21 protein-coding genes and 1 pseudogene are annotated in these 25,709 nt (G+C 67.6%); 5 read left to right on the top strand and 17 right to left on the bottom strand.

Annotated elements, in window-relative coordinates:
• Nucleotides 1–34 precede the first annotated feature (34 nt).
• Complete coding sequence (locus DWQ67_RS06660) at nt 35–976, top strand: DMT family transporter (protein ID WP_121484798.1); 942 nt, start codon at nt 35–37, stop codon at nt 974–976.
• A gap of 6 nt (nt 977–982) precedes the next feature.
• Here the strand turns inward: DWQ67_RS06660 and DWQ67_RS06655 are convergent, their stop codons facing one another.
• From DWQ67_RS06655 to DWQ67_RS06615, 8 genes and pseudogenes are all read right to left on the bottom strand, one after another.
• The gene (locus DWQ67_RS06655; RefSeq protein ID WP_121484797.1) at nt 983–2,791 is read right to left on the bottom strand and encodes a proline--tRNA ligase; all 1,809 of its coding nucleotides are present in this window, start codon (nt 2,789–2,791) and stop codon (nt 983–985) included.
• 161 nt (nt 2,792–2,952) lie between these two features.
• Entirely contained in the window at nt 2,953–3,798 is an 846-nt protein-coding gene (locus tag DWQ67_RS06650; RefSeq protein ID WP_147433640.1) for a hypothetical protein, read from the bottom strand.
• Between the two features lie 119 nt (nt 3,799–3,917).
• Nucleotides 3,918–4,724, bottom strand: coding sequence for a hypothetical protein (locus DWQ67_RS06640; protein WP_121484794.1), 807 nt, complete (start codon nt 4,722–4,724; stop codon nt 3,918–3,920).
• A gap of 113 nt (nt 4,725–4,837) precedes the next feature.
• On the bottom strand, nt 4,838–5,629 hold the full coding sequence (locus DWQ67_RS06635; protein WP_158595392.1) for a GNAT family N-acetyltransferase: 792 nt from the start codon (nt 5,627–5,629) through the stop codon (nt 4,838–4,840).
• Nucleotides 5,630–5,696: 67 nt separating this feature from the next.
• Nucleotides 5,697–6,869 (bottom strand): flavodoxin-dependent (E)-4-hydroxy-3-methylbut-2-enyl-diphosphate synthase, encoded by a 1,173-nt coding sequence (gene ispG, locus DWQ67_RS06630; RefSeq protein WP_121484929.1) that lies wholly within the window; start codon nt 6,867–6,869, stop codon nt 5,697–5,699.
• Nucleotides 6,870–6,945: 76 nt separating this feature from the next.
• On the bottom strand, nt 6,946–7,239 hold the full coding sequence (locus DWQ67_RS06625; RefSeq protein ID WP_121484792.1) for a YciI family protein: 294 nt from the start codon (nt 7,237–7,239) through the stop codon (nt 6,946–6,948).
• Nucleotides 7,240–7,275: 36 nt separating this feature from the next.
• Nucleotides 7,276–8,595 carry a M50 family metallopeptidase gene (locus DWQ67_RS06620; protein ID WP_121484928.1) on the bottom strand — a complete coding sequence of 440 codons (1,320 nt, stop codon included), beginning with the start codon at nt 8,593–8,595 and terminating at the stop codon, nt 7,276–7,278.
• A gap of 164 nt (nt 8,596–8,759) precedes the next feature.
• Nucleotides 8,760–10,013, bottom strand: a pseudogene (locus DWQ67_RS06615) (1-deoxy-D-xylulose-5-phosphate reductoisomerase); the annotation flags it as partial.
• 104 nt (nt 10,014–10,117) lie between these two features.
• Here DWQ67_RS06615 and DWQ67_RS06610 point away from each other — a divergent pair.
• Nucleotides 10,118–10,891, top strand: coding sequence for a hypothetical protein (locus DWQ67_RS06610; protein WP_121484791.1), 774 nt, complete (start codon nt 10,118–10,120; stop codon nt 10,889–10,891).
• Between the two features lie 300 nt (nt 10,892–11,191).
• Here DWQ67_RS06610 and DWQ67_RS06605 read toward each other — a convergent pair whose 3' ends face one another.
• A complete protein-coding gene (locus DWQ67_RS06605; RefSeq protein WP_147433639.1) occupies nt 11,192–12,205 on the bottom strand; it encodes a Bug family tripartite tricarboxylate transporter substrate binding protein in 1,014 nt (337 codons plus the stop codon).
• Nucleotides 12,206–12,304: 99 nt separating this feature from the next.
• Between DWQ67_RS06605 and DWQ67_RS06600 the strand changes: the two genes are divergently transcribed.
• Together DWQ67_RS06600 and DWQ67_RS06595 are read left to right on the top strand one after the other, a co-directional pair.
• A complete protein-coding gene (locus tag DWQ67_RS06600; protein ID WP_121484789.1) occupies nt 12,305–13,960 on the top strand; it encodes a sensor histidine kinase in 1,656 nt (551 codons plus the stop codon).
• 1 nt (nt 13,961) lies between these two features.
• Entirely contained in the window at nt 13,962–14,633 is a 672-nt protein-coding gene (locus DWQ67_RS06595) for a response regulator (RefSeq protein ID WP_121484788.1), read from the top strand.
• 109 nt (nt 14,634–14,742) lie between these two features.
• Here DWQ67_RS06595 and DWQ67_RS06590 read toward each other — a convergent pair whose 3' ends face one another.
• From DWQ67_RS06590 to DWQ67_RS06580, 3 genes are read right to left on the bottom strand one after another with little or no spacing between them, the layout of a single operon-like run.
• The gene (locus tag DWQ67_RS06590) at nt 14,743–16,281 is read right to left on the bottom strand and encodes a tripartite tricarboxylate transporter permease (RefSeq protein WP_121484787.1); all 1,539 of its coding nucleotides are present in this window, start codon (nt 16,279–16,281) and stop codon (nt 14,743–14,745) included.
• A complete protein-coding gene (locus tag DWQ67_RS06585; RefSeq protein ID WP_121484786.1) occupies nt 16,281–16,865 on the bottom strand; it encodes a tripartite tricarboxylate transporter TctB family protein in 585 nt (194 codons plus the stop codon). The genes DWQ67_RS06590 and DWQ67_RS06585 overlap by 1 nt, the downstream gene beginning before the upstream one ends.
• Nucleotides 16,865–17,968 carry a Bug family tripartite tricarboxylate transporter substrate binding protein gene (locus tag DWQ67_RS06580; protein WP_121484785.1) on the bottom strand — a complete coding sequence of 368 codons (1,104 nt, stop codon included), beginning with the start codon at nt 17,966–17,968 and terminating at the stop codon, nt 16,865–16,867. The genes DWQ67_RS06585 and DWQ67_RS06580 overlap by 1 nt, the downstream gene beginning before the upstream one ends.
• 498 nt (nt 17,969–18,466) lie before the next feature.
• On the opposite strand from DWQ67_RS06580, the gene DWQ67_RS06575 reads away from it, so the two are divergent.
• Nucleotides 18,467–19,075, top strand: coding sequence for a hypothetical protein (locus DWQ67_RS06575; protein WP_121484784.1), 609 nt, complete (start codon nt 18,467–18,469; stop codon nt 19,073–19,075).
• Between the two features lie 46 nt (nt 19,076–19,121).
• Here DWQ67_RS06575 and DWQ67_RS06570 read toward each other — a convergent pair whose 3' ends face one another.
• The 5 genes from DWQ67_RS06570 to DWQ67_RS06550 are packed head-to-tail and all read right to left on the bottom strand — an operon-like array spanning nt 19,122 to nt 25,513.
• Entirely contained in the window at nt 19,122–19,961 is an 840-nt protein-coding gene (locus DWQ67_RS06570) for an HpcH/HpaI aldolase/citrate lyase family protein (protein ID WP_325049616.1), read from the bottom strand.
• Nucleotides 19,958–20,446: a MaoC family dehydratase gene (locus tag DWQ67_RS06565; RefSeq protein WP_121484783.1), complete on the bottom strand. Its 489-nt coding sequence runs from the start codon at nt 20,444–20,446 to the stop codon at nt 19,958–19,960. The genes DWQ67_RS06570 and DWQ67_RS06565 overlap by 4 nt, the downstream gene beginning before the upstream one ends.
• Entirely contained in the window at nt 20,443–21,612 is a 1,170-nt protein-coding gene (locus DWQ67_RS06560; protein WP_121484782.1) for an acyl-CoA dehydrogenase family protein, read from the bottom strand. Before DWQ67_RS06560 ends, DWQ67_RS06565 begins: the two co-directional genes overlap by 4 nt.
• The gene (locus DWQ67_RS06555; protein WP_121484925.1) at nt 21,609–23,906 is read right to left on the bottom strand and encodes an ATP-binding protein; all 2,298 of its coding nucleotides are present in this window, start codon (nt 23,904–23,906) and stop codon (nt 21,609–21,611) included. Before DWQ67_RS06555 ends, DWQ67_RS06560 begins: the two co-directional genes overlap by 4 nt.
• A 5-nt stretch (nt 23,907–23,911) precedes the next feature.
• Nucleotides 23,912–25,513 carry a carboxyl transferase domain-containing protein gene (locus tag DWQ67_RS06550; RefSeq protein ID WP_407645800.1) on the bottom strand — a complete coding sequence of 534 codons (1,602 nt, stop codon included), beginning with the start codon at nt 25,511–25,513 and terminating at the stop codon, nt 23,912–23,914.
• Between the last annotated feature and the right edge of the window lie 196 nt (nt 25,514–25,709).

The following is a 25,709-nucleotide window of genomic DNA, read 5'->3' as shown; positions in this document are numbered from 1 at the left end:
AGACCCGAATGGTTGGGTGGACCAGGATGAAGCCATGAGCACCTCCACCCCTTCCTCACCCGCACAGCCCGCCCCGCCGTCCGCTTCCCTCCAACGCCGTTCCGGCTCGCCGCTCGTCCTGGGCGCGGCTGCCGTCACCGTGCTGCTCTGGGCCTCCGCCTTCATCGGCATTCGCGGGGCCGGAGAGCACTTTGACCCCGGCGCCATGGCGCTGCTGCGCATGGCGACCGGAAGCGTGGTGCTCACGCTCATTGCGCTGCGCTCCGGCATCCGCCTCCCCGCGCGCAAGCACTGGCCGCTCATCGCCGCCTGGGGAGTGGGGTGGTTCTGCGTCTACAACTTGGCCCTGAACTCCGCCGAGCGCACCCTGGACGCCGGGACGGCCGCGATGGTGGTCAACCTGGCGCCGCTGCTGGTGGTGGTCTTCAGCGGATTCTTCCTGCGCGAGGGCTTCCCCAAGCCGTTGCTCGTGGGCGCCCCCCTGGCCTTTCTTGGGGTCATCCTGATTGGCCTGAACCCCAGGTCCGCCTCCGGCGCGGACACCATGGGGCTGCTGCTTGCGCTGCTCGCCGCGCTCTTTTACGCCGCCTGCACCCTGGTGCAGAAACGACTGCTGAGTGCCGGGACGGACTCGACGACGCTCACCTGGATGGGTGCGCTGGTGGGCACCGTGGCGCTGCTGCCGTGGGCAGGTCGCCTGATCGGTGACCTGCAGGCGGCCCCCGCTGGCGCCACGGCGTGGGTGATCTACCTGGGGGTCTTTCCCACGGCGATCGCCTTCACCACGTGGGCCTACGTGCTCCAGCGCAGTACCGCCGGGCAGACGGCGGCCACCACCTACATCGTCCCCGCTCTCGCGATTCTGATGTCCTGGTTGGTGCTGGGCGAGGTGCCCACGTTGCTGATGCTGGTGGGCGGTGCGCTCTGCCTGATCGGAGTGTTGATCACGCGTCTGCGCACCCGCCCACGCAGCTAAGTACAGCTAGGCGCGGATCAGGGCCGCAATGCTGGCGGCCGCACCGTCCAGCTGGATGTTCTGAGCCTCGCCCGTGGCACGGTCCCTGAGCTCCACCACGCCCTCGGCAACGCCGCGACCCACCACCACCGAGGTGGGCACGCCCACCAGCTCGGCGTCCTTGAACTTCACGCCAGCGGAGACCTTGCGGCGATCATCAAGGATGACCTCCAGGCCAAGGGCCTCCAGCTCATCAGCCAGCGTGGCGGCAATCTGCTCCAGCTCCTCGTCCTTGCCGGTAATCAGCACCTGGACGTCCGCCGGCGCCACGGCGCGGGGCCACATGAGGCCCTTCTCGTCATGGTGCGCCTCGGCGATGGCCGCGACGGCGCGTGTCACGCCGACGCCGTAGGAACCCATGGTCACCGTCACGGCCTTGCCGTTCTGATCAAGAACCTTGAGCCCCAAGGCCTCCGCGTAGCGGCGCCCCAGCTGGAAGATGTGGCCCATCTCGATGCCGCGCGTGGTGACCAGGGGACCGGAGCCGTCCGGTGCCGGGTCGCCGTCACGCACCTCAACGGCCTCCACCACGCCATCCCAGGAAAAGTCGCGGCCGGCAACCAGGCCAAAGACGTGCTTGCCCTGCTCGTTAGCGCCCGTGATCCAACGCGTGCCGGAGACCACGCGGGGGTCAACAAAGTACGGAAGGCCGGTGACGGACTCGACGCCCAACTGGGCGGCCTCCAGGCTCAGGCCCGGGCCGATGTAGCCCTTGACCAGGCCCGGGTGCTTGCGCAGGTCATCCTCGGTGGCGGCCTCAACGCCCACCTCGCCGGGAATCTCCAGCAGCGCGCCAATCGTGGCCTCGGCACGCTTGAGGTCCACTTGACGATCCCCGGGCACGCCGATGACCGCGAGGACACGCTCACCGTCCGGGGTCACCACGGCGACCACCACATTCTTGAGGGTGTCAGCGCCACCCCAGGCACCGCCGTCGGCCACCGAACGCGCGGCCAACTCATTCGCCGCGTCCACCAGCGTCTGAATCGTGGGGGTGTCCGGAGTGTCCAGCACCTGCGCAGCAGGGGCGCCCGCAAAGTCGATCGGCTCCGGGACCACGGTCGTGACGGCCTCCACGTTGGCCGCGTAGCCGCCCTCGGTGCGCACAAAGGTGTCCTCTCCCACCGGCGTGGGGTGCAGGAACTCCTCCGACTTGGACCCACCCATGGCACCAGCCATGGCAAAGACCGGGACCACCTCAAGACTCAGGCGCTCAAAGATCTTCAGGTAGGCGGCGCGGTGGGCCGCGTAGGCCGCGTCCATGCCCTCCTCCGTGTAATCAAAGGAGTAGGAGTCCTTCATGATGAACTCGCGCCCGCGCATCAAACCGGCGCGGGGGCGGGCCTCATCGCGGTACTTGGTCTGGATCTGGTACAGGTACACGGGCAGGTCCTTGTACGAGGAGTACAGGTCCTTGACCAGGAGCGTGAACATCTCCTCATGCGTGGGCGCCAGCAGGTAGTCGGCGCCCTTACGATCCTGCATGCGGAAGATGTTGTCGCCGTATTCCTCCCAGCGGCCCGTGGCCTCGTAGGGCTCCTTGGGCAGCAGCGCCGGGAAGTGCACCTCTTGGGCGCCAATGGCATTCATTTCCTCGCGGACAATGCCCTCCACCTTGTTCAGCACGCGCAATCCCAGCGGCAGCCAGCTGTAGATCCCCGGGGCGGCGCGGCGGATGTAGCCGGCGCGCACCAGCAGCTTGTGACTGTCGACGTCGGCGTCTGCCGGGTCATCGCGCAAGGTGCGCAGGAACATGGTGGAGAGTCGAAGGACCACAGGTCTTCCCTTTCGGCGGATCAGCCGCGAACAGAACGAGGCGGCCCGCGCAACGCGGGCCGCCTCGAGTCTACCCAGCCGCGGGTCCGCGGCGCTGCTCGCCGGCGGACCTACGCCACATCGGCGCTGGCGAAGCCGAACCGAGCATCTGGGGCGGGAGACTACGGGGTTGCGCCCTCGGCGTCCCATGCCTGCATGGCCTTGACCGCCAAGTCCTGGACCTGCGTGGGGGTCGCGGCGTTTCCGGAGATGGCGATGTTCACGCCGCGGTTGCCCTTGAACGCGAATCCGGCGTGAACCGTGGTGCTCTGGCCCGACTGCGTGGTGACGGTTGACTTATTTCCCCATGCCGCATCAGCGCCGGGCACAGAGATGTCGAAACGAGTGTTCTGCGTGGTGATCTTTTGACCGCCGCCGGTGATCTCCATCGTGGCGCACTCGGCAATCGCCTTGTCTGAGGTGGCCTTGAGATCTGTCAGCAGCGCGGGATCGCTGACCTGAAACAGACCCACGCCTTCCGTGCCGGTGGACGTCTTCGTTGCCATGCCCATGCTGAACCCGTTATCTGGGGACATCTTCCGATCCAGGGCCAGGTCGCGGCACGCCGCGGGAGAATGCGTGATGCCCTCCTGCTGCTTCAGTGAATTCCTCTGTTGCGTTGCCATCAACGAGGCAGACACCACCCGGTAGCCAGGATTGGCCTGCCCAAAGGCGCGCGTCGCCTGATCCGCGGCCGCGTCGTTCTCCGTCGCTGAACCGCCGGGCGCCGCAGAGGACGGCATGGAGGCACCGCCAGTGCTATCCGGCGTGGACGGCATAGATGGCATCGACGGCGAGGACGGTGCGGAAGGCATCGGGGCGGGCGCGCTCACGGACGGCTGCTCGGCGGAGGATGACCCGGCCGACGCCGCTCCAATTCCCGCGGGCTTGTCACCGCCGCAGGCGCTCAGCGCCAGGGCCGCAACCGCCAGCGGGGCGGTCAGCTTGAACAGGGTGCTGCGCTTCATGGTCTTCCCCCAAGGTTCGGTGGCGAGCGGCGGAGTGACGTCGCCCTTAGAGGCCATACGTTACAGATAGACCGCTCAGTTATTCCAGAGATTGGCCGAAAATGGCGCCGCGTCTTTCCTCAGCCGCCCAGCGCCTCCAAGGCTTCCGCGGCCAGCTTCGCGGAGCCGCCGTCAAGCGATGGCGACTGCGGGTCGATGCTCGCGAGGGCCATGACCAGCGCGTTTCCGCGACGCACGACAACCATGGCGTTGCGGGAGGTTACCGCTCCGCTTGTGACTGAGGTGGTCATGCCAAAGACCCGGTCGCCGCCTACCCCTTGCGGGGTGAACGTCGTGATCTGCATACTGGTCGTTTTTTCCTGATTGGCGAAGGTGGCGTCCGCGCACACCTCGGCCTGCTTCTCCAGGTGATCGATCATCTTGTCTGCGAATTCGGCGTCGGTTGAACTCTCTATAGAAACAGAAGCGAACAACCCATCAGACGTCTGAGTGGTGGAATCGCGGGTAATGCCGGCACCAACTCGGTCCGTGGGCGCGGAAGGAAACGAACCGGTCAAGTGTGCCCGGCAAGCGGCCGGTGAGGCGTATTCGTTCGCCCCGTCCCGCCCACCTGCAGACTCTCTATCCCTGAAGGTCTCGGGCTCCCGAAGTCGGAACCCCGGATGGGACTTCTTCAATGTGTCAGCGGCCGCGTCCAGCTCTGCCTGCGTCAATGCCGTCTGGGTTGTTGGTGCGGACGCCGGCGCCGACGACTGCGCTGAGGTCGGAGCGTCCGGAGAACCCTGCGACGGTTGCACCGCGGCGCTCTGCACTGGCGCCGAGGTGGCTGCCTGCTCCGCAGCCGGCTCGGCGCCCCCGCAGGCGCTCAGTGCCAGCGCTGCGATCGCCAGTGGTGCGCCGAGTTTTATCAAGGCGGCGTTCTTCATGCTGGTCCCCCACGACAGTTGACGGGCAGCCCCACGCGGGCCGCCTCCTGCGCTAAGACTAGCGCCGCACACCGTGAGGAATCAGCCGGAGCCTCAAAATGTGGAGGCACACCCTAGAAGAGAACGGTCGCGAACTCGTCGCTCTGCTCAAAGCCCACGCGCTCATAGGTGGACAGCGCGCGCTCGTTGAAGTCGTTGACGTACAGCGAGACCACCGGCGCGACCCCCAAAGCCAACCGAGCGACGTCGGACATCCGAGACGCGGCCAACCCCAAACCCCGCCGCTGCGGGTTCATCCAGACGCCCTGAATCTGCGTGGCGTGGGCCGTCACCACGCCCAGCTCCGCCTTGAAGAGGATGCGCCCGCCCGCGTCCGTCTCCAGCAGGGCAAAGCCGGACCGGATGAGCCAATCAACGCGAGCCCGGTACTGCGCCTCGCCGTGCTGGAGCGGGGAATACCCCAGCTCCTCCTCAAACATGGCGGCACACGCGGGCAACAGCTGGCGGAAATCGCTATGCACTGCACGCCGGACCACATCGGAACCGGCCATCTGCGGCTCACGACTCAGGGTCAGCAGCGGCTGATGGGCGCGAATGTCGAAGGCACGCTGACGGCCCTGAGAGAGCTCCGACCAGATTCCCCTCACCGCCTGGGACGGGCCAAAGATGGAGGCAAAGCGCCGTCGCTGTCGCAACAATGCCCGGCCAAAGGCGGCACCATGATCCTCCGAGTGAGTCACCGGAACCACATTGGAGCCCACCCAGCAGGCCGCGACCAGCCGCTCGTGCTCGTCAAAGCGACCCAAATACAGGGACGTTCCGGACGGAGCCGTGGACCCGGTCACCCGCAACTGCGAATCGACAAAGGCATGCGCCACGGGATCCAGGTTCACCAATGAGCGCACAGCCGAGGTGTCCGCCTCCTGGAGGAGGCGGACACCATCAACAGCCGTGTCGGGGAGGTCTTTGGTCCTAGTGGACCGAGACCACCGCGCCACCGGCGACGGTATCCTCATCGGATTCGTCCTCCGATTCCATCTCCGCGGCAATGCGATTTGCCTCGTAGATCAGAGTCTCCACGATCTGATCTTCAGGCACGGTCTTAATGACCTCACCCTTCACAAAAATCTGGCCCTTGCCGTTACCGGAGGCCACACCAAGGTCCGCCTCGCGGGCCTCGCCGGGGCCGTTCACGACGCAGCCCATCACGGCCACGCGCAGCGGCACGGTGAGGTCCTTGAGGCCCTCGGTGACATCCTCTGCCAGCGTGTAGACGTCCACCTGCGCGCGCCCGCAGGACGGGCATGACACGATCTCCAGCTTGCGCTCACGCAGGTTCAGCGACTGCAGAATCTGCAGCCCGACCTTGACCTCCTCCACGGGAGGAGCCGAGAGGGACACCCGAATGGTGTCGCCAATGCCCTGGGAGAGCAGGGCACCAAAGGCGGTGGCGGACTTGATGGTGCCCTGGAACGCCGGGCCCGCCTCGGTCACACCCAGGTGGAGGGGCCAGTCGCCGCGCTGCGCCAGCAGCTCGTAGGCGCGCACCATGATGACCGGGTCGTTGTGCTTCACGGAGATCTTGAAGTCGTGGAAGCCGTGCTCCTCAAAGAGGGACGCCTCCCAGACCGCGGACTCCACGAGGGCCTCCGGGGTGGCACGGCCGTACTTGTCCATGATCCGCTTGTCCAAGGAACCGGCGTTGACGCCGATGCGAATCGCGGTGCCGTGATCCTTCGCGGCGGCGGCGATCTCCTTGACCTGGTCGTCAAACTTGCGGATGTTGCCCGGATTGACGCGCACAGCGGCGCATCCGGCCTCGATCGCCGCAAAGACGTACTTGGGCTGGAAGTGAATGTCCGCGATCACCGGGATGGGCGACTTCATGGCGATGATGGGCAGCGCCGCCGCGTCATCCTCGGTGGGGCAGGCCACGCGCACAATGTCGCAGCCGGCCGCGGTGAGTTCCGCGATCTGCTGCAGCGTGCCATTGATGTCCGTGGTCTTAGTGGTGGTCATGGACTGGACCGAGACAGGGGAATCTGACCCCACGCCGATCTTTCCGACCTGCAGCTGGCGCGTCTTACGACGCGGCGAAAGCACCGGGGGCGGCGGAAGGGGCATACCGAGATTGACCGAAGCCAAGGGATCCTCCTGGATCAACATCGAAGATGTAAGACACCCATGCTCCCACGAGAGGCAGGGTGTGGTCTGTGAGCAATTAGGCGTAGTGAGCTAGTTCACCCGTGGCCGGCACCCAGGCACGCACCGTGACCAGGTCAATCACGCCAGCCTCGGCAAAGGGATCTTGCGCCAACACCTCGTTGACCGCCTCCCCCTCGTCAGCCTGCATGATCAGCATGGCCTCCTCGGAACCGATGGGACCGGCCGCGACCAGCTTCACGCCATGGGAGCCGTCCAAGGCGTTCAGCCACGTGCGGTGCGTTGGCCGCACCTCATCGCGGATCTCACCGGAATCGGCAGCATACAAATAGTCAACACGAAAAAGGCTCATGAGCCCCCACTTTAGCGCCGCCAAGCCCCCGTGCCACTACCCGAGTGTCACCGGTTTGACGATGTCCGCGTAGATCAACACCACGCCCATGATCAACATCAGGGCGGCCACGGCGTAAGTCACGGGAAGCATCTTGGTCAGGTCAACGGGACCCGGGTCCTTGCGCTTGAAGATCTTGTTAAACGTCTTGCGGATCTTCTCCCACAGGGCGCCCACCACGTGCCCGCCATCCAGCGGGGTGAGCGGAATCAAATTGAACACAAACAGGGCGATGTTCAAGGATCCAAGCAGGGAGAGGTAGGAGGCGATCTTGTCTTTGACGGTGATCTGGTCCATGGCCGTAATGTCCCCGGCGATCCGCCCCACACCCACGATGGACATGGGCCCGTTGGGATCTCGCGGCTCCGGGCTGAAGGCGGCCTTGGCCACCCCCACCACGCGCGCGGGCAAATCGATGACCACATTGGCCACCGCCTTCACGTTCTCACCCACAAACGCCGGGACCTCCCAGATGGGCTTGGGCAGGTTCTGGACCGTGGAGCCAATGCCGGCAAAGCCCACTTCGGCGGTCTTGACAGTTCCATCCCGCGTGGTCTCCACCTGTCCAAGGCGGTTTGTCACGGGGCGGGAGGTCTTCAGGGGCGTGAGGCTGGTGCTGTGCTCGGTACCGTCCCGCGTGTATTTCACGGCGATCGGGGAGCCTGCTTTGTCCTGAATGGCCTGGGTTAGGGCGCTCCAGTCCTGCGGGCCCACCGCCTTGCCGTCGACGGACGTGATCACATCTCCCGCGCGGATCCCCGCGGCGTAGGCCGGGCCGGGTGTGTCACCGGGCTGGCACTGGCCGCCCACTGAGTCCCCAGCATTGCGCTCCTGCTGCTGTTGCTGCGTGAGCACACACTGATACACCTCGTTGACCCGGCTGGTGGCGGTGGAGGTGCCAAAGCCCACCAGCACAATGGACAGGAAAACAAAGGCGAGCAGCAGGTTCATGAGCGGCCCGCCGAGCATGATGGTGATGCGCTTCCACACCGGCAAGCCCACAAACAGGCGCTTCTCATCGCCCGGCTGCAGCGTCTCCGCCTCCGCGTGCTTTGCCTCGTCGGAGAGTTGCTGAAGGAAACCGGAGCGGCTGGCCTTAATGGAGCCGTCCTTGGCTGGCGGGTACATCCCGATCATGGTGATGTAGCCGCCCAGCGGCAGCAGCTTAAAGCCGTACTCGGTCTCGCCCTTTTTCTTTGACCAGAGCGTGGGCCCAAAACCGATCATGTACTTGGGCACGCGCAGGCCAAAAGCCTTGGCCGGCAGCAGGTGCCCCACCTCGTGCAGGCCAATGGAGAAGCCAATGCCCACCAGCATGATCACAGCGCCAATCACATAGGCGAGGATCGCCTCCCAGGTCACTGCTCACCCACCACGGGTGAGGGACCTGCGGTGCCCGACGCCGCGGCGTCGGGCAGGTGCTTTGCCTCCGTGTGCGCGTGGCCGGGATCCCCTGCCGACTCCCAGCGGGCGCGCGCCGCGGCGCGGGCCCAGCGCTCGGCGCTGAGCACCGAGTCGATGGTGACCGGGCCGGTGCCGATGACGGTCTCCGGGGCGTACGCCTCAAGGACGGCGGCGATGGTGTCGACGATGTCGAGGAAGCCGATGGTGCCCGCATGGAAGGCATGCACCGCTTCCTCGTTTGCGGCATTGTAAACCGCCATGTGCGTGGGGCCAGAGTTCTGGGCGCGGACCGCGAGGGAGATGGCCGGGAAGGCCTCGTGATCCAAGGGCTCAAAGGCCCATTCCTGGGGCCGGGCCCAGTCGCAGGCCTGCGCGGCGCCTGGCACACGGCGGGGCCAGTTCAGCCCAAGGGCAATAGGCAGGCGCATGTCCGGCGGGGAGGCCTGGGCCAGCGTGGAGCCGTCCACGAACTCCACCATGGAGTGGATCACGGACTGCGGGTGGACCACAGCCTGGACCCTGTCCAGTGGAATGTCGAAGAGCAGGTGGGCTTCGATGACCTCCAGCGCCTTGTTGACCAGCGTGGCCGAATTGGTGGTGACCATGAGTCCCATGTCCCACGTGGGGTGCTGCAGGGCCTGCTCGGGGGTCACGTCCGCCAGTTCCTCGCGCGTCTTGCCGCGGAATGGGCCACCGGAGGCGGTGACGATGAGCTGGCTGACCTCGTCCGGGGTGCCGGAACGCAGGGCCTGGGCCAGCGCGGAGTGCTCCGAATCCACGGGGGCAATCTGCCCCGGCTGAGCGCGGTCCTTGACCAGGGTGCCGCCCACAATCAGGGATTCCTTGTTGGCCAGCGCCAACAGGTGGCCCGCGTCCAACGCAGCAAGGGTCGGGGCCAGGCCAATGGAGCCGGTGATGCCGTTGAGGACCACGTCTGCGTGCTCCAGGGCGGCCGCTTGCGTTGCGGCGTCCGGGCCGGCGAGCAGCGTGGGCTCGTAGGCCTGCGCATCGTCCGTGTCCACCGCCACGAGCCCCACGTCGTCCAGGTCAAGCTGTCCGCGCTCCAGCGCCTCCTCGCGGGCGCCCGCCAGGTGCAGCCGCAGGCCGCCCTCGACGTCACCTTGGCTCATGCCGTCAGCGCCGGCGAGCGCGACGACTGGGACCTGGAAGGCCAGCGCTTGGCGGGCCAGTTCACGCGCGTTGGAGCCGGCCGCGAGTGCGGTCACTTCAAAGAGGTGGGGGTTCCGGCGGATGATGTCCAGAGCTTGGGTGCCGATGGACCCGGTGGATCCGAGGACAACGATGCGCCGAGGACGATCAGTGGGGGGCAGGGAGAAGGACGTCTGACTCACCTCACTATGGTGCCACGAGGGGCTGTCAGGTGCCTGTGGGTCACCCCTGGTTCTGGCGGATCTGTCGCGGGTAAAGTCTGCGCATGAAGGCCACACGCATCGGGGCGCTGTCTGACGACGGGCCGCAGCCCAAACCGCACCTTGGGGAGGGGCCGGCCACGCTCGGGTGCGCGCATGTCACGGCGGCCTCGGAGCAGCACCGGATCGACGCTGTGGCATGGGCCAGGCATGGCGAGGAGATCCACCAGCTCATCCTGCGGGATACGGCGGGGCACGGACTTGATCGCTTCGAGGTGCCCACCAGGAGCGAGGCCTGGGTACGCGTGCTCACCCATCCGGGCAAGCAGGTGGCGCTCTTTGAGTACGCCATGGACCAGGAAGGTGCGCTGCTCTTGGCCGCCTGGACGGTGGACGGGAAACTCAAGGTTCGGGAGTTGTTAGGGCCGGACGACGCGGTGTGCGCTGGGTTCGACGTCGCCGGTGAGCGGCTCCTCCTGCTCCCCTACCCCAGCGCTCCTCCCAGCCCATCCGCGCACGTTCGCGTGCTGTCCTGGCCCGGACTCGAGATGGAGGCCCGGCTGGAGGCCAGTGTTGTCGATGATCAGCGCGGCTGGGGCTCCGCAGGCTGCATTGCCCACGACGGTTCCCTGTTGCTCACCGTCCCGGGCGTGGGCCTGTTTCACATCGGCGCGGAGCACGGCCACGCGCAGCCAGTGGTCCTGACCGTCCCGGACGGGGCCTCACCGGCGCTCCTTGGCCCTGACATCGACGAGATCCGGCACCTTGGCGAGCGCCGATACGCTGTGCGCAGCAGACACCAGGGCGCCCGCCTGACCACGGAATGGGAACTCAACTAAGCAGCAACGCACCCGCCCACCCAACCCACCGCCACGTGGCCAACCGCGAACCGAAACACACCCCCTCGCGGAAATGGACCCGCGGTCCATATCTGCGGCCCCACCACCCCGCGGAAATGGACCCGGGGTCCATTTCCACCTGGGTTCCGACCCCCGAAATGGACCCGGGGTCCATTTCCGGTGGTGGGTCGTTTCGCTGCGACGGAAGGCTGGTCTGAGGCTCAGCGGGGCGGGCCAGAGCGTGCGGGGCAGAGATGGTCAAGTGTGGCAGGGCAGGGATGGTCGGGTGGGGTGTCGTTGCTAGGTGCGTGGGGGCTGAGTCGCCAGCCCCAGCTCGGCCAAGGTGTCTTTCACCGTCCGCGCTTGCTGGGCCAGGAAGGAAGCCACGTCGGTGCCAGGCACCCTTCGTTGCCATCCGGAATCTCGGCACGCCTGTTCCCACGCCGGGCTCGTGGCAAGCGCCCCCAACAGCTCCCTCCATTCCTGCACCGCATCCTGCGGGATGCCCGGTGGCGCCACCACGCCCCTCCAATTCGCGAAGTCCACGTCAAAGCCAGCCTCCGCGAGCGTCGGCGCGTCCACCCCAGGCAAGCGCGTGTCCCCGGACACGGCCAAGACTCGCACCGCACCAGAGCGGATCTGGGGCAGGAACTCCCCCGGGCCGGACACACCAACGTCCACGGCCGGCGCCCGCCCCGGACCACCAAGCAGCGCGGGCATCAGGTCCCCTCCCCCGTCGTAGGGGCTGAATTTCACCAGGTCTGGGCTCATGCCCGCCGCACGGGCCAACTGCATGGGCAGCAGGTGATCCGGCCCACCCACCGCAGATCCCCCGCCCATGCGCACGGCGCCCGGATCGCGTCTCCACTGGCGCACCATCTCCCCCAACGAGAACCAACGTGAGGACCGCGGAACCATCACCACCCCTGGCTCGGTGAGCAACAGCACCAGCGGCGTCGTGGACAACAGCTCCTGCTGCCGACCAGCGCTGACCGCCGCCCCCAAAAGACCCAAGCCCATGACCATCCCCAGCGCCCCATTGCCGGCCTCCGCCGCCATCCTGGACAACCCCACCAAGCCGGACGCACCAGGCAGGTTAAACACCTCCAGCTGACCCTCGGTGAGCCCCTCCGCGCCAAGGATCTTGGCCGCCGTGCGCGCTGTGGCGTCGTACCCACCACCGGGCAGATTCGGGACCATCAGCCGCCGCGCACTGGTGGCGGGCGGAGCGGAACAGCCGGCCAACGCCGTCGAGCCTGTCAGCGCTGCCGCGCCGCCCAGCAGGGCAGAGCGCAACACCGTGCGTCGCTTCATGCCGCCCACCCGCCTACCGCCTCCGCTACCGTCGCCACTATCTCCTGCACCTTATGCTGTTGATCACGCCCACAGCCCACCAACCACCAGGAGGACCGAGTGCCCGCCCGCCCCACCGCACGGCGCAGGCGCCCCTCCCTGGCCGGGCAACTGTTGGCCCTGCAGATCCTGGTGCTGCTCGGCGTCCTGGTGGGCGTGCTGTGGCTGGCGCTGGGCCAGTCTTTTCGCTCCTTCGAGGAGCAGGAGGGCCGGCGTGCGCTCGCCACCGCCGAGACCCTCGCGGCCACGCCGCTGATCCGCGCCGAGCTCCCCGATGCGGTCCCTGGCAGCGGCACCGCCCTGCCATCGGCGCTGGAATCCGTGCGCTCCGTCTCCGGGCTGACGGAGGCAACGCTGATGAACGACGCGGGCCAAGTGGTCGCCTCCACCGACGCGGCTCTCGTGGGCCAACCCGCCCCGCCGCAGCTCCTCGACGAACAGGCCGACCGCGCGTGGTCCGGCTCCGTGAACGTGCAGGGGCGCCAACTGCTCGTGGCCAGGGTTCCGGTGCTCGACGACGCTGGGGTGCGGATCGGCTCCGCAGTCACCGCGCGCGAGTATCCCGCTTGGGGCGAGCGGTTGGCCGAGGCCGCACCTGATTTGCTGCTGGCGCTGACCGTGTGCGGCGTGGTGGGACTGGGCGGCTCCTGGCTACTCTCCCGCAGGCTCAAGCGCCAGACGCTTGGCATGGAGCCACAGGAGATCGCGGCGCTGGTTGAGCACCGCGAGGCCCTGTTGCACGGGGTACGAGAGGGCGTGGTGGCCGTGGACCCGGACGGGCGCATCAGCGTACTCAACGACGCCGCACGAGAGTTGCTTGGCTGGGAGGACGTGCAGCCCGGCGCCAGCGTTCCCGCCGAGCACATCGATGCCTCGGTGCGCGCCACGTTAGCGGGCACGGGCGAGGCCACCGACCGGCTGCTGCCCATTGGCGGGCGCATGCTGGTGGCGAACCGCCGGCCCATCACCTCCCACGGACGCCAGCTGGGCACGGTCACCACGCTGCGCGATAGAACCGAGCTGGTGCGGTTGGAGGAGGCGCTGAACGCCACGCGAACGACCACGGACCTGTTGCGCGCACAGACCCACGAGTTTGCCAATCAACTCCACACAGTGGCCGGGCTCATCCAGTTGGGCGAGGCCCAGGAGGCGCTGCGCTTTGTGGAGGGGGTCAGCCATGATCGCTCTCTGCTGGTGGACGCGCTCACCGAGCGCCTGGCGGATGCGCCGCTGACGGCGCTGGTCATGGCCAAGTCCTCTGCCGCAGCGGAGGCTCACGTGAGCCTGGAATTGGACCCGGAGGCCCGCCTGGATCCGGTGCCAGCGGACCTGTCCCGGGACCTCATCACCGTGGTGGGCAACCTTCTGGACAACGCGCTCGACGCCGCCCAAGGCGCAGGTCCAAGCCCCCTCCCCGGGTCCAACGCCAAACCGACCGTGAGCCTGGATGTGCAGGACACGGACGGGAGAATCACCGTGACGGTGGCGGATTCCGGGCCCGGGCTGGGCGGCATGGACCCGGACAGGGTGTTCCGCCACGGCTTCTCCACCAAGGCCGGTGGCGAGCCCGGCGGGCGCGGCGTGGGCCTCTCGCTGGTGCGCCACGTGTGCCGGGCACGCGGCGGCGAGGCCAGTGTCAGCGAAGACGGAGGCACGGTGTTTACCGCGGTGCTGCTGCGCCACCACGGTGGCGACGACGCGGGACGGAAGGATTGAGATGCACCAGGTGCTGATCGTGGACGACGAGCCCGTGGTGGCCCGCATCCACGCAGGTTTTGTGGCCAAGGAACCCGGCTTTGCCGTGTGCGGCGTGGCGGCGGACGCGGCGAGCGCACTGGAGCTGGTGCGCTCGCTGCACCCCGACCTGGTGTTGCTGGACATCCACCTGCCGGACGGCAACGGGCTTGACCTCTTGCACCGCATGCGCCAGCTCCACCCCAGCGTGGAGGCGGTGGTCATCACGGCCGCGCGCGAGCAGCACACCGTGTCCCGGGCGCTGCGTGAGGGCGTGGTCGGCTACCTCATGAAGCCCTTCCAACGCGCCGACTTGCAGGCTCGCCTGACCGCCTACCTGGACCGCGCCCGGCTCTCCACGGCCAGCGGCGCCGTGGAGCAGGAGCAGGTGGACCGACTCTTTGGCGCCTCCGGCCCACAGCCGGCGGCTCCCACCCCGCGCAAGGGGCTCTCGGAACAGACGCTGCGCGCGGTCGAGCAGGCATTGGGCCAGGCCGACGACGGCATCTCCGCTTCCGCGGCCTCCGAGCACATCGGAATCTCCCGCGTCAGCGCCCGGCGCTACCTGGAGCACCTGGTCGCCAGCGGCGTCGCCACGGTGCAACTGCGCTATGGCGCCGGACGCCCAGAACGCCTGTACGTCCTGCGGCGCTGATCCGACCGCGGCGCTGAGCGCACCCCACCAAGACACAGCCCGACGCCGCGTGCCCCCTGAGGGGAGCACGCGGCGTCGGGCAGATGCTTGCGCAGGCGACGCTTCAGCGTCAGGCGTCCACGTCCGCCTTGGGGCCCTGTTCCACGACAGTCCCGCGGCGGCGGTTGCGGATGCGACCAAACACCACCAGCGCGATGGCGCCGATCAGCAGGCCGTAGATGGCCAACGAGATGGGGCCGGCCACAAACACGGAGTAGTCACCGCCGGAGGACAGCAGTGCGTCGCGCAGGCTGGTCTCGGACAAGGGGCCAAGCACCATGCCGATGAGCAGCGGGGCCAGCGGCACATCGAAGCGACGCATAGCAAAGCCCAGCAGACCGACGCCCAAGAGCAGGAACAGCTCAAACGCGGAGGAGGACGTGGCAAAGACGCCCAACCCACACATCATCGCGATGCCACCGTAGAGGTACGGACGCGGGATCAGCAGCAGCTTGGCCCACACCTGCGCGAACGGCAAGTTGAGGATGAGCAGCATAATCATGGCCAGGAAGAAGCTCGCCAGCAGGCCCCACACCAGGTCCGGCGCCCGCTCAAACAGCAGCGGTCCGGGCTGGAGCCCGTACTGGCGAAAGGCCGCGAGCATGATCGCCGCTGTGGAGGACACGGGCAGACCAAGGGCCAGGAGCGCGCCCATCGCGGTGCCCGTTGTCGCGTTACCCGCGGCCTCCGGTGCCGCCAAACCACGGATGGCGCCGCGCCCAAATTGTGGGTCCTTGCGGCGCTTATCCAACGCCTTCTCCGCGCCATACGCCATGAACGTGGGCACATCCGCGCCCCCCACCGGAATCACGCCGAAGGGAAGGCCAATGGCGGTGCCACGCATCCAGGCAGGCAGCGCCTCCCGGAACTCCTTCCTGGAAAGGAACGGGCGTCCCTTGGGTCGCAAGAGCCGCGAGGTGGGGTCTCGCCGCACGCGGGAGGCGATGTGGAAGACCTCACCGAGCGCCAGGATCGCGACCGTCACGGTCACCAGCGACACGCCGTCGAACAGTTGCGGCACACCGAAGCTGAAGCGCTCCGTGCCCGTGACTGAGTCGATGCCGATGGTGGAGATGCCGAGGCCGAGCAAGAGGGCAGTGAGACCCTTCAGCGCCGAGTCGGAGACCACGGAGGACGTGGCGATGAAGGCAAAGAGCGCCAACGCAAAGTACTCGGCCGGGCCAAAGGACGTGGAGAAGGCGGCCAAGGCGGGAGCCAGGAAGACCACCACCATGCAAGAGATCATGCCGCCGATGAAGGCGCCGATCGCCGCAGTGGCCAACGCCTGGGGAGCCCGTCCGGAGCGGGCCATCTTGTGCCCCTCAAAGGTGGAGGCGATGGCGGAGGATTGCCCAGGTGTGTTGAGCAAAATGGCCATGGTGGAGTCACCGAAGAGTCCGCCGAAGTAGACGCCGGCAAACATGATGAACGCCGCGGACGGCTCCAGCGCAAACGTCATGGGCAGCAGCAGGGCCACGGCCATGGAGGAACCGAGGCCGGGCATGACACCCACCGCGGTGCCCAAGAGGCAGCCGATCAGCACAAACAGCAGATTCATGGGGGTAAAGGCGTGGCCAAATCCCTCGGCCAGCATGGAGAGCGCTTCCATCACAGTCCTCCCAGAACGCCGGAGGGCAGGTTCATGCCCAGCAGCACATCGAATGCGAGATAGGCCAGGCTAGAGACGGCCAGGGAGACTCCCACGTCCCAGAGCGGACGCCGGGAATCCATGGCCCGGGCCACACACCAGAAGAGCAGCGCGGCGGCGATGATCCAGCCAGCTGGCAGGAGCAGCAGGGCAAAGGCGAGGAATCCGCCCACGGCCCAGGCAATGCAGCGCCAATCGGAGAAGAAGCGGTACTTCACATTGGCCGCGGCCTCGGCTGCCTCACGCTCGGCCTGGGAGACATCGTCCATGTCGGAGAAGACGTTGGGCTCGGCCGGTTCGGGGGTGCGGATGTACTTGATGGCCAGCAGAATAGCGACCACGTAGCCCGCGATCGCCACGATCATCGGGAAGAACTCGGGGCCAGGAGGATCCGTTCCCTCAGGAATTTTCATGGTGGCGATGCCCACCATGAGGTAGGTGCTGAAGGCGGCCAGGATGGCTGGGATCACGAGGCCCGACCGGCCGGTCCACCAGCTGGTGGGGCGTTGGGCTGGCGCCGTGCTCACCTCTGTTTGCGCGCTCATCACTTTCCTCCCTTACCAAGGCCAAGCTGCTCGACCAGTTCCGCGACGCGTTGTTGGTCTTCCTTGATGAAGGTGCGCAGATCCTCGCCCGTGAGGAAGGAGTCCACCCACCGATTGCGTTTCATGGCCGCCTTCCATTCATCCGAGTCGCGGGTCTCGGTGACGATCTGCTCCAACGCGTTGAATGCGGCGTCGTCGATCCCTGGAGGGGCCAGCAGCCCGCGCCAATTGACCAGGTCAACCTTGAAGCCCAATTCCTGGAAGGTGGCGATGTCCACGCCGTCCAGGCGCTGGGGTGCGGAAAGAGCGAGCGCTTTCACGCGGCCTGCGTCGATCTGGTCCGCTACTTCGTTGTATCCGGTGACGGCCACGTCCGTGGTGCTGGAGAGGAGGGTCTGCATGGCCTCGCCGCCGCCGGACTTGGGGATGTAGGTGATGCTGTCCGCAGGGATGCCCTGGTCAATGGCGAGCTGGGCAATGATCAGGTGATCGATGGAACCGGCTGAGCCGCCGGTGAAGCGCAGCTTCTTGTGGTCTGCCTTCCACGCCTTGACCAGGTCCTGCACCGAGTTGTACGGGGAGTCCGCGGCGACGACCATCACGTCGTAGTCCTCTGCCACGCGGGCCAGAGGGCGGGTGCTGTCCAAGTTGACAGGGGAGTCGTTGATGACGATGCCGCCCAGCATGGCGGTGCCGGTCGCGAGGATGTTGGAGGCCTCACCGTCTTTGGTCACAAACGCCGAGAGACCGATGGTGCCGCCAGCCCCGGGGATGTTGACAACTTGGGCGTTGTTGACGACGCCGGCTCCGCGCATGGCCTGCTGCTGCTCGCGGGCAAAGGAGTCCCAGCCGCCGCCCACGCCTGCGGGCGCGATGATCGTCAGGTTGGCGCGGGGATCCACCCCGGAGGAGCCGGAGGCGAACGAAAAGGCGGTGGCGGTGGCGATCGAGGCCACCCCGATGATCGCAAAGAGGGTGCGGCCGAGGTTGCGAACCCACGGCTGGGTCTGTTTGGTGGCCGCCACGCCGACGTCTGGGACGCCTTCGGGTGGCGCGCCGGTCCGGGGAGCATGTCCCTCGGGGTGCGACGACGGTGTCGACATCGGGGAGTCCTTTCGGCAAGTGCGGTGATGAGGCGCGCCACCAAAGTGGCGCGCCTCACATCGTGACATGAGCCGGATCACTGCCAACAGCTTGTGTAACTAATGGTCCGCTCCACCACCGAAACCAAAAACACCCCCTGCACGAAAATGGACCCGCGGTCCATATGTCCGGCCCCTCCTGCCCCAGGAAATGGACCCTGGGTCCATTTCCGGAGGGGCACGCGTGCGGGATATGGACCCTGGGTCCATATCCGGCGTGGCGACTGGTGCGGGAAATGGACCCGCGGTCCATTTCCGGAAGGGGGTGGTTTTTGGGGTGGCCGGTTATCCACAGGTTGGTGCTTGGGCCCGGTTTTGGGCGTGTTGTCCACAGGTGGGGTCTTTGCGGGGGCGGGGTTGGCGGGTGGTGTTTAGCGTGGAGGGATGTTTCCACCTCCACTGACAGACCGTTATCCCGGGGCCGGCCGTGGGCGCGGGCGGCGCCCCGAAGACGAATACATGCAGGACGTCCGCACCGGGTTGTGGTGGCTGCTCCTCGACCCCAGCATTGACCTGCACACCGTAGGGTGGCAGGCCATCTCGCTCGCCGCCTGCGTCTCTCGCACACCGCTCTACCGGCGCTGGTCGGATCCCGCGGAGGCCTTTGTTGACGCCTACCTGTGGCACGCGGGGACGTCCGAGGAACACCTGGACATCGAAGACCCCTGGCGTTCGGCCCGCTTGAGCCTGCTCTCTGTCGGACGCCGCTGGAACCAAGAGAACATGCTCTTTGCGGCGACACGGCTGCTACCCCTGATGCATCGCAGCCCCTACGCACGTGCCGCCTGGGAGCAGCGCGTGAATGCCCCGGTGGCCCAGGACATACGCAGGTGCTTTGTGCTCTCCCGGACACGCGCCGAGTTCCCTCACCCCGAAAGAGCGGCGGAGGCGGCCAACGCCCTCGCAGCGCTCCCCTTCCGCTGGCTCTCCCACCTCACAGCACGCTTGGCCTCCGAGCGTTGGGCTCGGCCCCGGGGCCTCGACCCGGCCCACGAGATCAAGGACTACGCCGAGTTCATCGACCGGGAAGTCGCACAGGCGAGGCGCCGCGAGGTGGGCGACGACTAAGCGCGGGCCCTAAGCATTGCCGTGGCTACGGGCAGAGCGGCGCGGCTCAGCCTGCAGCCCGGCGCACCAGCATCCGCGCCTTCTTCAACACCACCTCATCCACCATGGCCCCCTCAAAGCGGAAGGCACCGGGCTGCTCCTGCGCCGCGGACAGCACGCCGCGCGCCCAAGCCAACTGTGCGTCGTCGGGCACAAAACCGACCCGCACCCGCGCCGCCTGGTCCGGGTGCAACACCGCCTTGGCCTCAAAGCCCCAGGCGAGAGCGTCCTCCACCTCAGCGTCCAGGCCCTCCGCGTCGCCCAGATCCAGATACACCGAATCGATGGCCACCCGCCCAAAGGCCTTGGCGGCCACAAACACTCGCACCCTGGCATACCTCGCCAGGTCCCGGTATTCGCCACCCGCGCGGCGCGAGGCAGTGCCCTCCGTGGAGGCGACCAGGTCCTCCGCGCCCCACATCATCGCCACAACGTCCGGGGCGGCTGCAATCTGCTCCGCCTGCGCCACACCAAGCGCCGTCTCCACCAACGCCACAATCTTGTACGGCTTCCCCAGCCCATCCAGCACGGGCAATTCCGCCGGCACAGCCGCCTTAGGAACCATGACGTAGCGGTACGCCGTCTGGCGCAGCGCATTCACGTCCAGCTCATGATCCTCCGTGCCGCGGGCGTTGATCCTCACGATGGTGGTGGCCGGATCCAGCTGAGAGGCCACCAACGCCTCGCGCGCTGCGGGACGCGCGTCCGGGGAGACCGCATCCTCCAAGTCAATGATCACCGCGGAAGCGCGCTGGGCTGCCTTCTCAAAACGCTCCGGCCGATCCGCCGGGACAAACATGATGTCCGGGCCCAGCTCAAAACCGTTCACGTGGATAGCGTGGCTCACTGTGCCTCCTCCCGCACCGCTTCGCTCTGCCACATCAACGCGGTGCGGGTGGCCTCTCCGACCACCACCCCATCTTGATTGCGGCCCACGTGGTGCATAGTCACGATCCACTGTCCTGGGCGCGAGGAACTCTCGCGCTTGTCCGTAATGCTCGTGGCGACATAGAGCGTGTCACCGTGAAAGACCGGGTGCGGGAAGCGGATGTCGCTGAGCCCCAGCTGCGCCACCAAGGTTCCCTGTGTCAGCTGCGCCACGGAGAGACCCACCATGGTGGACAGGGTCAGCATCGAGTTCACCAGCGGCTTGCCAAAGGGCTGCCCGGCGGCAAAGGCCTGGTCAAGGTGCAGCGCCTGCGGGTTCATGGTGAGCGTAGTGAACAAGACGTTGTCCGCCTCCGTGAGGGTGCGCCCGGGCTGATGCACAAACTCATCCCCCAGCGCCATCTCCCCCGCGTAGAGCCCGCGCTGAACAATCCTGCGAGTCACAGCCCCAGGCTCCTGGAAATGAGCATGAGCTGGACCTCCGTGGTGCCCTCGCCGATCTCCAGGATCTTGGAATCGCGGTAGTGGCGGGCCACGAGGGATTCGTTCATGAAGCCGTAGCCGCCAAAGACCTGGGTGGCATCGCGGGCGTTGTCCATCGCGGCGTCAGAGGCAATCATCTTGGCCATGGCGGCCTCGGTCTTAAACGGCTTGCCGGCCAGCATGAGGCGGGCGGCGTGGTGGTAGGCCAAACGGGCCTGGTGCGCGCGCGCCTGCATGCGCGCAATCTTGAAGGACACCGCCTGGTACTCGGCGATGGGACGGCCAAAGCTCTTGCGCTCCTTGGCGTACTTCACGCTTTCATCCACGCAACCCTGCGCTGCGCCCGTGGAAAGGCCCGCGATCGCGATGCGCCCCTCATCCAGGATGGAAAGGAAGTTGGCGTAGCCGCGGCCGCGCTGACCCAGCAGATTCTCCTGCGGCACCACGGCGTTCTTGAAGGAGAGCGGGTGGGTGTCAGAGGCGTGCCAGCCCACCTTGTCGTAGGCAGGCTCGGCGGTAAAGCCGGCGGTATCCGCGGGGACCAAGATGGTGGAGATTTCCTTGCGCGGGGCCCCGCCCTCCTGCTTGGGCGGCAGCTCGCCGGTGACCGCGGTGACGGTGACCAGGCGGGTGATGTCCGTGCCGGAGTTGGTGATGAACTCCTTGGAACCGTTGATCACAAAGTTGCCGCCCTCCTCGCGGGCGGTGGTGCGGGTTCCACCCGCGTCAGAGCCAGCGTCCGGCTCGGTGAGGCCAAAGCCAGCCAGCGCCTTGGCGGAGGTGAGCTGAGGCAGCCACGCCTCCTTCTGCTCCTGCGTGCCAAAGCGATACACGGGCATGGCACCAAGGGAGACGCCGGCCTCCAGCGTGATGGCCACGGACTGATCCACGCGGCCCAGCTGTTCCAGGCTCAGCGCGAGCGCAAAGTAGTCCCCGCCCATGCCGCCAAACTCCTCGGGGAAGGGCAGGCCAAAGAGCCCGAGCTCACCCATCTGGGAGACGATCTCGTAGGGGAAGGTGTGGTCCTTGTCGTGCTGATAGGACGCGGGCGCCACCACCTCGTCGGCAAACTCGCGGACTGTATCAACCAGGTCCTGGTACTCGGGTTCCAGCAGGTTCTCTGTCATGACTGCTCCTGATCGTTGGCGGGCGCCGCGGTGGCGGGCCCCGTAAGTGTTTCTGCGCCGTCGCGCTCGGGGTGCGGTTCGGGGTGCGGCTCCACCGTGGCGACCACGGCGCCTTGTGCCACCTGTTCCCCGGAGCCGACGTGCAGGGTGAGCACGCCGTCCAGCGGCGCCAGCACGGCGTGTTCCATCTTCATGGCCTCGATCGCCAGCAGCGGCTCCCCAGCGCTCACGTGCTGGCCGGAGGATGCGTGCACCATGGACACGGTCCCGGTCATGGGCGCCAGCGCCCGCGGATCGCCTCCGCCGGCCTCCACCTCGCGCTCGGCGAGCGCCAGGCGGGTGCGTTCGGCGCGCAGCGGCGCGCTGACGTGCAGTGTGGTGCCGTCAAGGTGGACCCAGAGTTCCGGTGCGGCGCCGCCCGTGTGCACCAGGGTGGCGGCTCCGGCGTGGGCGCCGTCCACGACGAGGCGCAGTTCCTGCACGGTGGCCTCAGCATGGCGGGTGACGCGGCCGCCGCTCCATTCGAGGCTTCCGGTCCCGCCTGCGGCACCGTTGGCCGTGAGCATCAGCTCGGCGTCCAGGCTCTGCCCGTCCTCCGAGCGCAGGCGAAGAGCCACGGGCTGGGCCGGGCCGCCGGCCCGGAAGCCGTCTGCTCCCCAGGCGGCGGACACGCGCTGCGCGGCGGCTCCACGGCCCGACGCCGCGGGGTGGGCGGCGCTGCCAGGCGTCGGTGCCAGCGGCTCAAGGAGCGCCTGTGCACGCCCGGCCCGCACCTCAAGGTGTGCGGCGGCAACGCTCGCGACGGCGGAGGCGTCCTGGTTCTGCACCGGTTGAGTCAGCTCTGGCTTGCGCCCAATCAGCCCGGTATCCAGGCGCCCGGCCCGCACATCCGGGTCCGAGATGAGGCGGCGCAGGTAGTCAACGTTGGTGCCGGATCCGGCCACGAAGGTCCCGGCAAGCGCCTCGTCCAGGCGCCGCAACGACTCCGCACGGTCCCGGCCGGAGGCAATCACCTTGGCGATCATGGGGTCGTAGAAAGAAGAGACCTCCCCCGGCCCGTCCAGGGCCGCATCCACACGCACGCCCGGCCCCGAAGGGAAACGCACGTGGCGCACTGGGCCCACGGCGGGCAAAAAGCCATCCTGCGGGCGCTCGGCGTACACGCGTGCCTCCGCCGCGTGGCCCACCAACTCCACCTCATCCTGCATGAAGTCCAGTGCCTCGCCGGCGGCGATGCGAATCTGCCAAGCCACCAGGTCAAGGGCGGCGCCGCGCACGCGCACCACCTCCTCGGTGACCGGATGCTCCACCTGCAGGCGCGTGTTCATCTCCATGAAGAAGAACTCATCCGGGCGCTCGTCTGAGACCAGGAACTCCACGGTGCCCGCGCCAACGTAGTTCACGGAGCGCGCGGCCTCCACGGCGGCGGCGCCCAGCCGGGCGCGCAAGGCAACCCCAGCGTCGTCGAGCCCCTCCAACAGCGGGGCCGGAGCCTCCTCGATGACCTTCTGATGGCGGCGCTGCAGTGAGCACTCGCGCTCGCCGAGGTGCACCACGTTGCCGAGCTTGTCCGCGAGGATTTGCACCTCGATGTGTCGGGGCGTGGTGACCAGGCGCTCAAGGAAGAGCGTGTCATCGCCAAAGGAGGAGCGGGCCGTGCGGCGGGCGGAGGCCAGGGACGCGGCCAGTTCGCCGCTCTCGTGGACCTCCACCATGCCCTGGCCGCCGCCGCCCGCGCTCGGCTTGATGAGCAGCGGGTAGCCCACCTCGGCAGCGCGGTCCATGAGCTGTTCATCGCTCAATCCCGCCTCCGCCACGCCTGGGGTCACGGGGACCCCGGCGGCGCTGACGTGATTCTTTGCCGTAATCTTGTCCGCCATGACATCCAGCGCCTCGGCGTTGGGGCCAACGAAGGTGATGCCGGCGCGCTCCAGCGCCTGGCCAAAGACGGCGTTTTCTGAGAGGAAGCCGTAGCCGGGGTGCACGGCATCCGCCCCGGTGGCGACGGCGGCGGCGATGACCGCATCCTGGTCAAGATAGGACTGTGCGGCGGGTGCTGGGCCAATGCGCACGGCCACGTCCGCCTCACGCACGTGCGCCGCGGCGGCGTCCGCGTCCGAGTAGACGGCCACCGCGCGCAGGCCAAGGGCATGCACGCTGCGGATGATGCGCCGCGCAATCTCGCCGCGATTGGCGATCAGCACGGTGCCGACGAAGGTCTGGGACCCGGAGGTGGCCTGCGGGCCGGCGGCCGTCTGCGAAGCGGTGGGGTTCTGAGGTGTTGCCTGATTCACGGCGCTCACATCCTGAACAGGCCGAAGGAGGTCTCCGGCAGGGGCGTGCGGGTGATGACGTCCAGGGCCTGAGCCAGGATCCGTCGGGTGTCGCTCGGCGCAATGACGCCGTCGTCCCAGAGCCTGGCCGTGGAGTACCACGGGCTGCCCTGGTGCTCGTATTGGGCCAGCGTGGGGGCGCTGAACTCCGCCTCCTGCTCGGCGGTGAATTCCTGGCCCTCACGCGCCAGGGCGTCCCGCTTGACGGTGGAGAGCACGCTCGCCGCCTGCCGCCCGCCCATCACGGAGATGCGGGCGTTGGGCCACATCCAGAGGAACCGCGGCTGATAGGCGCGCCCGGACATGGCGTAGTTGCCTGCACCGAAGGAGCCACCCACCACCACGGTGAGCTTGGGTACGCGCGCCGTGGCGACCGCGGTGACCAACTTGGCGCCGTCCTTGGCGATGCCGCCGGCCTCCGCAGCGGAGCCGACCATGAAGCCGGAGATGTTTTGCAGGAACAGCAGCGGGATGCCGCGCTGATCGCAGAGCTCAATGAAGTGGGCGCCCTTCTGCGCTGAGGCGGAGAAGAGCACGCCGTTGTTGGCGAGGATGCCTACGCGGTGCCCGCCGATCCTGGCGAAGCCGGTGATGAGCGTGGTACCAAACTCCGGCTTGAACTCCTCCAGCTCGGAGCCATCCACCAGCCGGGCAATCACCTCGTGTGCGTCGTAGGGCTCGTTGACGTCCACCGGAATCACGGCCTCCAGGCCGGAGGGACCGGCGGCTGGCAGCAGGGGCTCGACGGCGTCCGCGAGGGTTCCTGCGTCAAAGGGGACCGCGGGTGCGGGCAGGGTCGCGACGATGTCCCGGACAATCTGGAGCGCGTGTGCGTCGTCTTCAGCTAGGTGATCCACCACGCCGGAGACGCGGGCGTGCAGGTCTCCGCCGCCCAACTCCTCCGCCGTGATGTCCTCGCCGATGGCTGCCTTCACGAGCGGTGGCCCACCCAGGAAGATGGTGCCCTGATTGCGCACGATCACCGATTCGTCGCTCATGGCGGGCACGTAGGCGCCTCCTGCGGTGCAGGAGCCAAGCACGGCGGCGATCTGCGGGATCTTGGCCGCAGACATCTGGGCCTGGTTAAAGAAGATCCGCCCAAAGTGCTCCCGGTCGGGGAAGACCTCGTCCTGGCGCGGAAGGTTGGCGCCGCCGGAGTCCACGAGGTACACGCAGGGCAGGCGATTCTCCATCGCCACCTCCTGTGCGCGCAGATGCTTCTTCACCGTCATGGGGAAGTAGCTTCCGCCCTTGACCGTGGCGTCGTTGCAGACCACCATCACGTGGCGGCCCTGCACCAGGCCAATGCCGACCACGAGGCCGGCACCCGGCGCCGCGCCGTCGTACATCTCCTCTGCCGCGAGGGGGGCCACCTCAAGGAAGGGCGAGCCTGGATCAAGCAGACGGGCCACGCGGTCCCGCGGCAACAGCTTGCCGCGGCCCACGTGCCGGTCTCTGGAGGACTGCGGGCCACCGAGCGCTGCGCGCTCAAGGCGGGTGCGAAGCTCCCGGTCCAGGCTCTGGTTCGCCTGGGCACGGGCCTGGGCAATGGGGTCGGTGGGGTCCACCTGGGTGCTCAGGGTCGGCACCACAGCCTCCTCGCTGAAGTGGGGCGCCCGGCATCGCGCGGATGGACCGGGCGGGACAATTTCAGTGAATGGTGATTCACTGAACTCGACACTAGTGAGCGGCATCACCCTTGTCTAGGGCTGAGCAGCACGGAACGCCGCCCGCCCGCTCACCGGCCCGTCCACAGGAGGAACC

It is taken from the genome of Galactobacter caseinivorans, assembly GCF_003640665.1.
GTDB lineage: Bacteria > Actinomycetota > Actinomycetes > Actinomycetales > Micrococcaceae > Galactobacter > Galactobacter caseinivorans.
This window is presented reverse-complemented; position numbering and strand designations above follow the sequence as displayed.

Coding starts and splice junctions, on each gene's coding strand:
- DWQ67_RS06660 (WP_121484798.1), top strand. CDS start 35: ATGAGCACCTCCACCCCTTCCTCACCCGCACAGCCCGCCCCGCCGTCC.
- DWQ67_RS06650 (WP_147433640.1), bottom strand. CDS start 3,798: ATGAAGCGCAGCACCCTGTTCAAGCTGACCGCCCCGCTGGCGGTTGCG.
- DWQ67_RS06640 (WP_121484794.1), bottom strand. CDS start 4,724: ATGAAGAACGCCGCCTTGATAAAACTCGGCGCACCACTGGCGATCGCA.
- DWQ67_RS06625 (WP_121484792.1), bottom strand. CDS start 7,239: ATGAGCCTTTTTCGTGTTGACTATTTGTATGCTGCCGATTCCGGTGAG.
- DWQ67_RS06620 (WP_121484928.1), bottom strand. CDS start 8,595: ATGCTGGTGGGCATTGGCTTCTCCATTGGCCTGCACGAGGTGGGGCAC.
- DWQ67_RS06610 (WP_121484791.1), top strand. CDS start 10,118: ATGAAGGCCACACGCATCGGGGCGCTGTCTGACGACGGGCCGCAGCCC.
- DWQ67_RS06605 (WP_147433639.1), bottom strand. CDS start 12,205: ATGAAGCGACGCACGGTGTTGCGCTCTGCCCTGCTGGGCGGCGCGGCA.
- DWQ67_RS06595 (WP_121484788.1), top strand. CDS start 13,962: ATGCACCAGGTGCTGATCGTGGACGACGAGCCCGTGGTGGCCCGCATC.
- DWQ67_RS06590 (WP_121484787.1), bottom strand. CDS start 16,281: ATGGAAGCGCTCTCCATGCTGGCCGAGGGATTTGGCCACGCCTTTACC.
- DWQ67_RS06585 (WP_121484786.1), bottom strand. CDS start 16,865: ATGAGCGCGCAAACAGAGGTGAGCACGGCGCCAGCCCAACGCCCCACC.
- DWQ67_RS06580 (WP_121484785.1), bottom strand. CDS start 17,968: ATGTCGACACCGTCGTCGCACCCCGAGGGACATGCTCCCCGGACCGGC.
- DWQ67_RS06575 (WP_121484784.1), top strand. CDS start 18,467: ATGCAGGACGTCCGCACCGGGTTGTGGTGGCTGCTCCTCGACCCCAGC.
- DWQ67_RS06560 (WP_121484782.1), bottom strand. CDS start 21,612: ATGACAGAGAACCTGCTGGAACCCGAGTACCAGGACCTGGTTGATACA.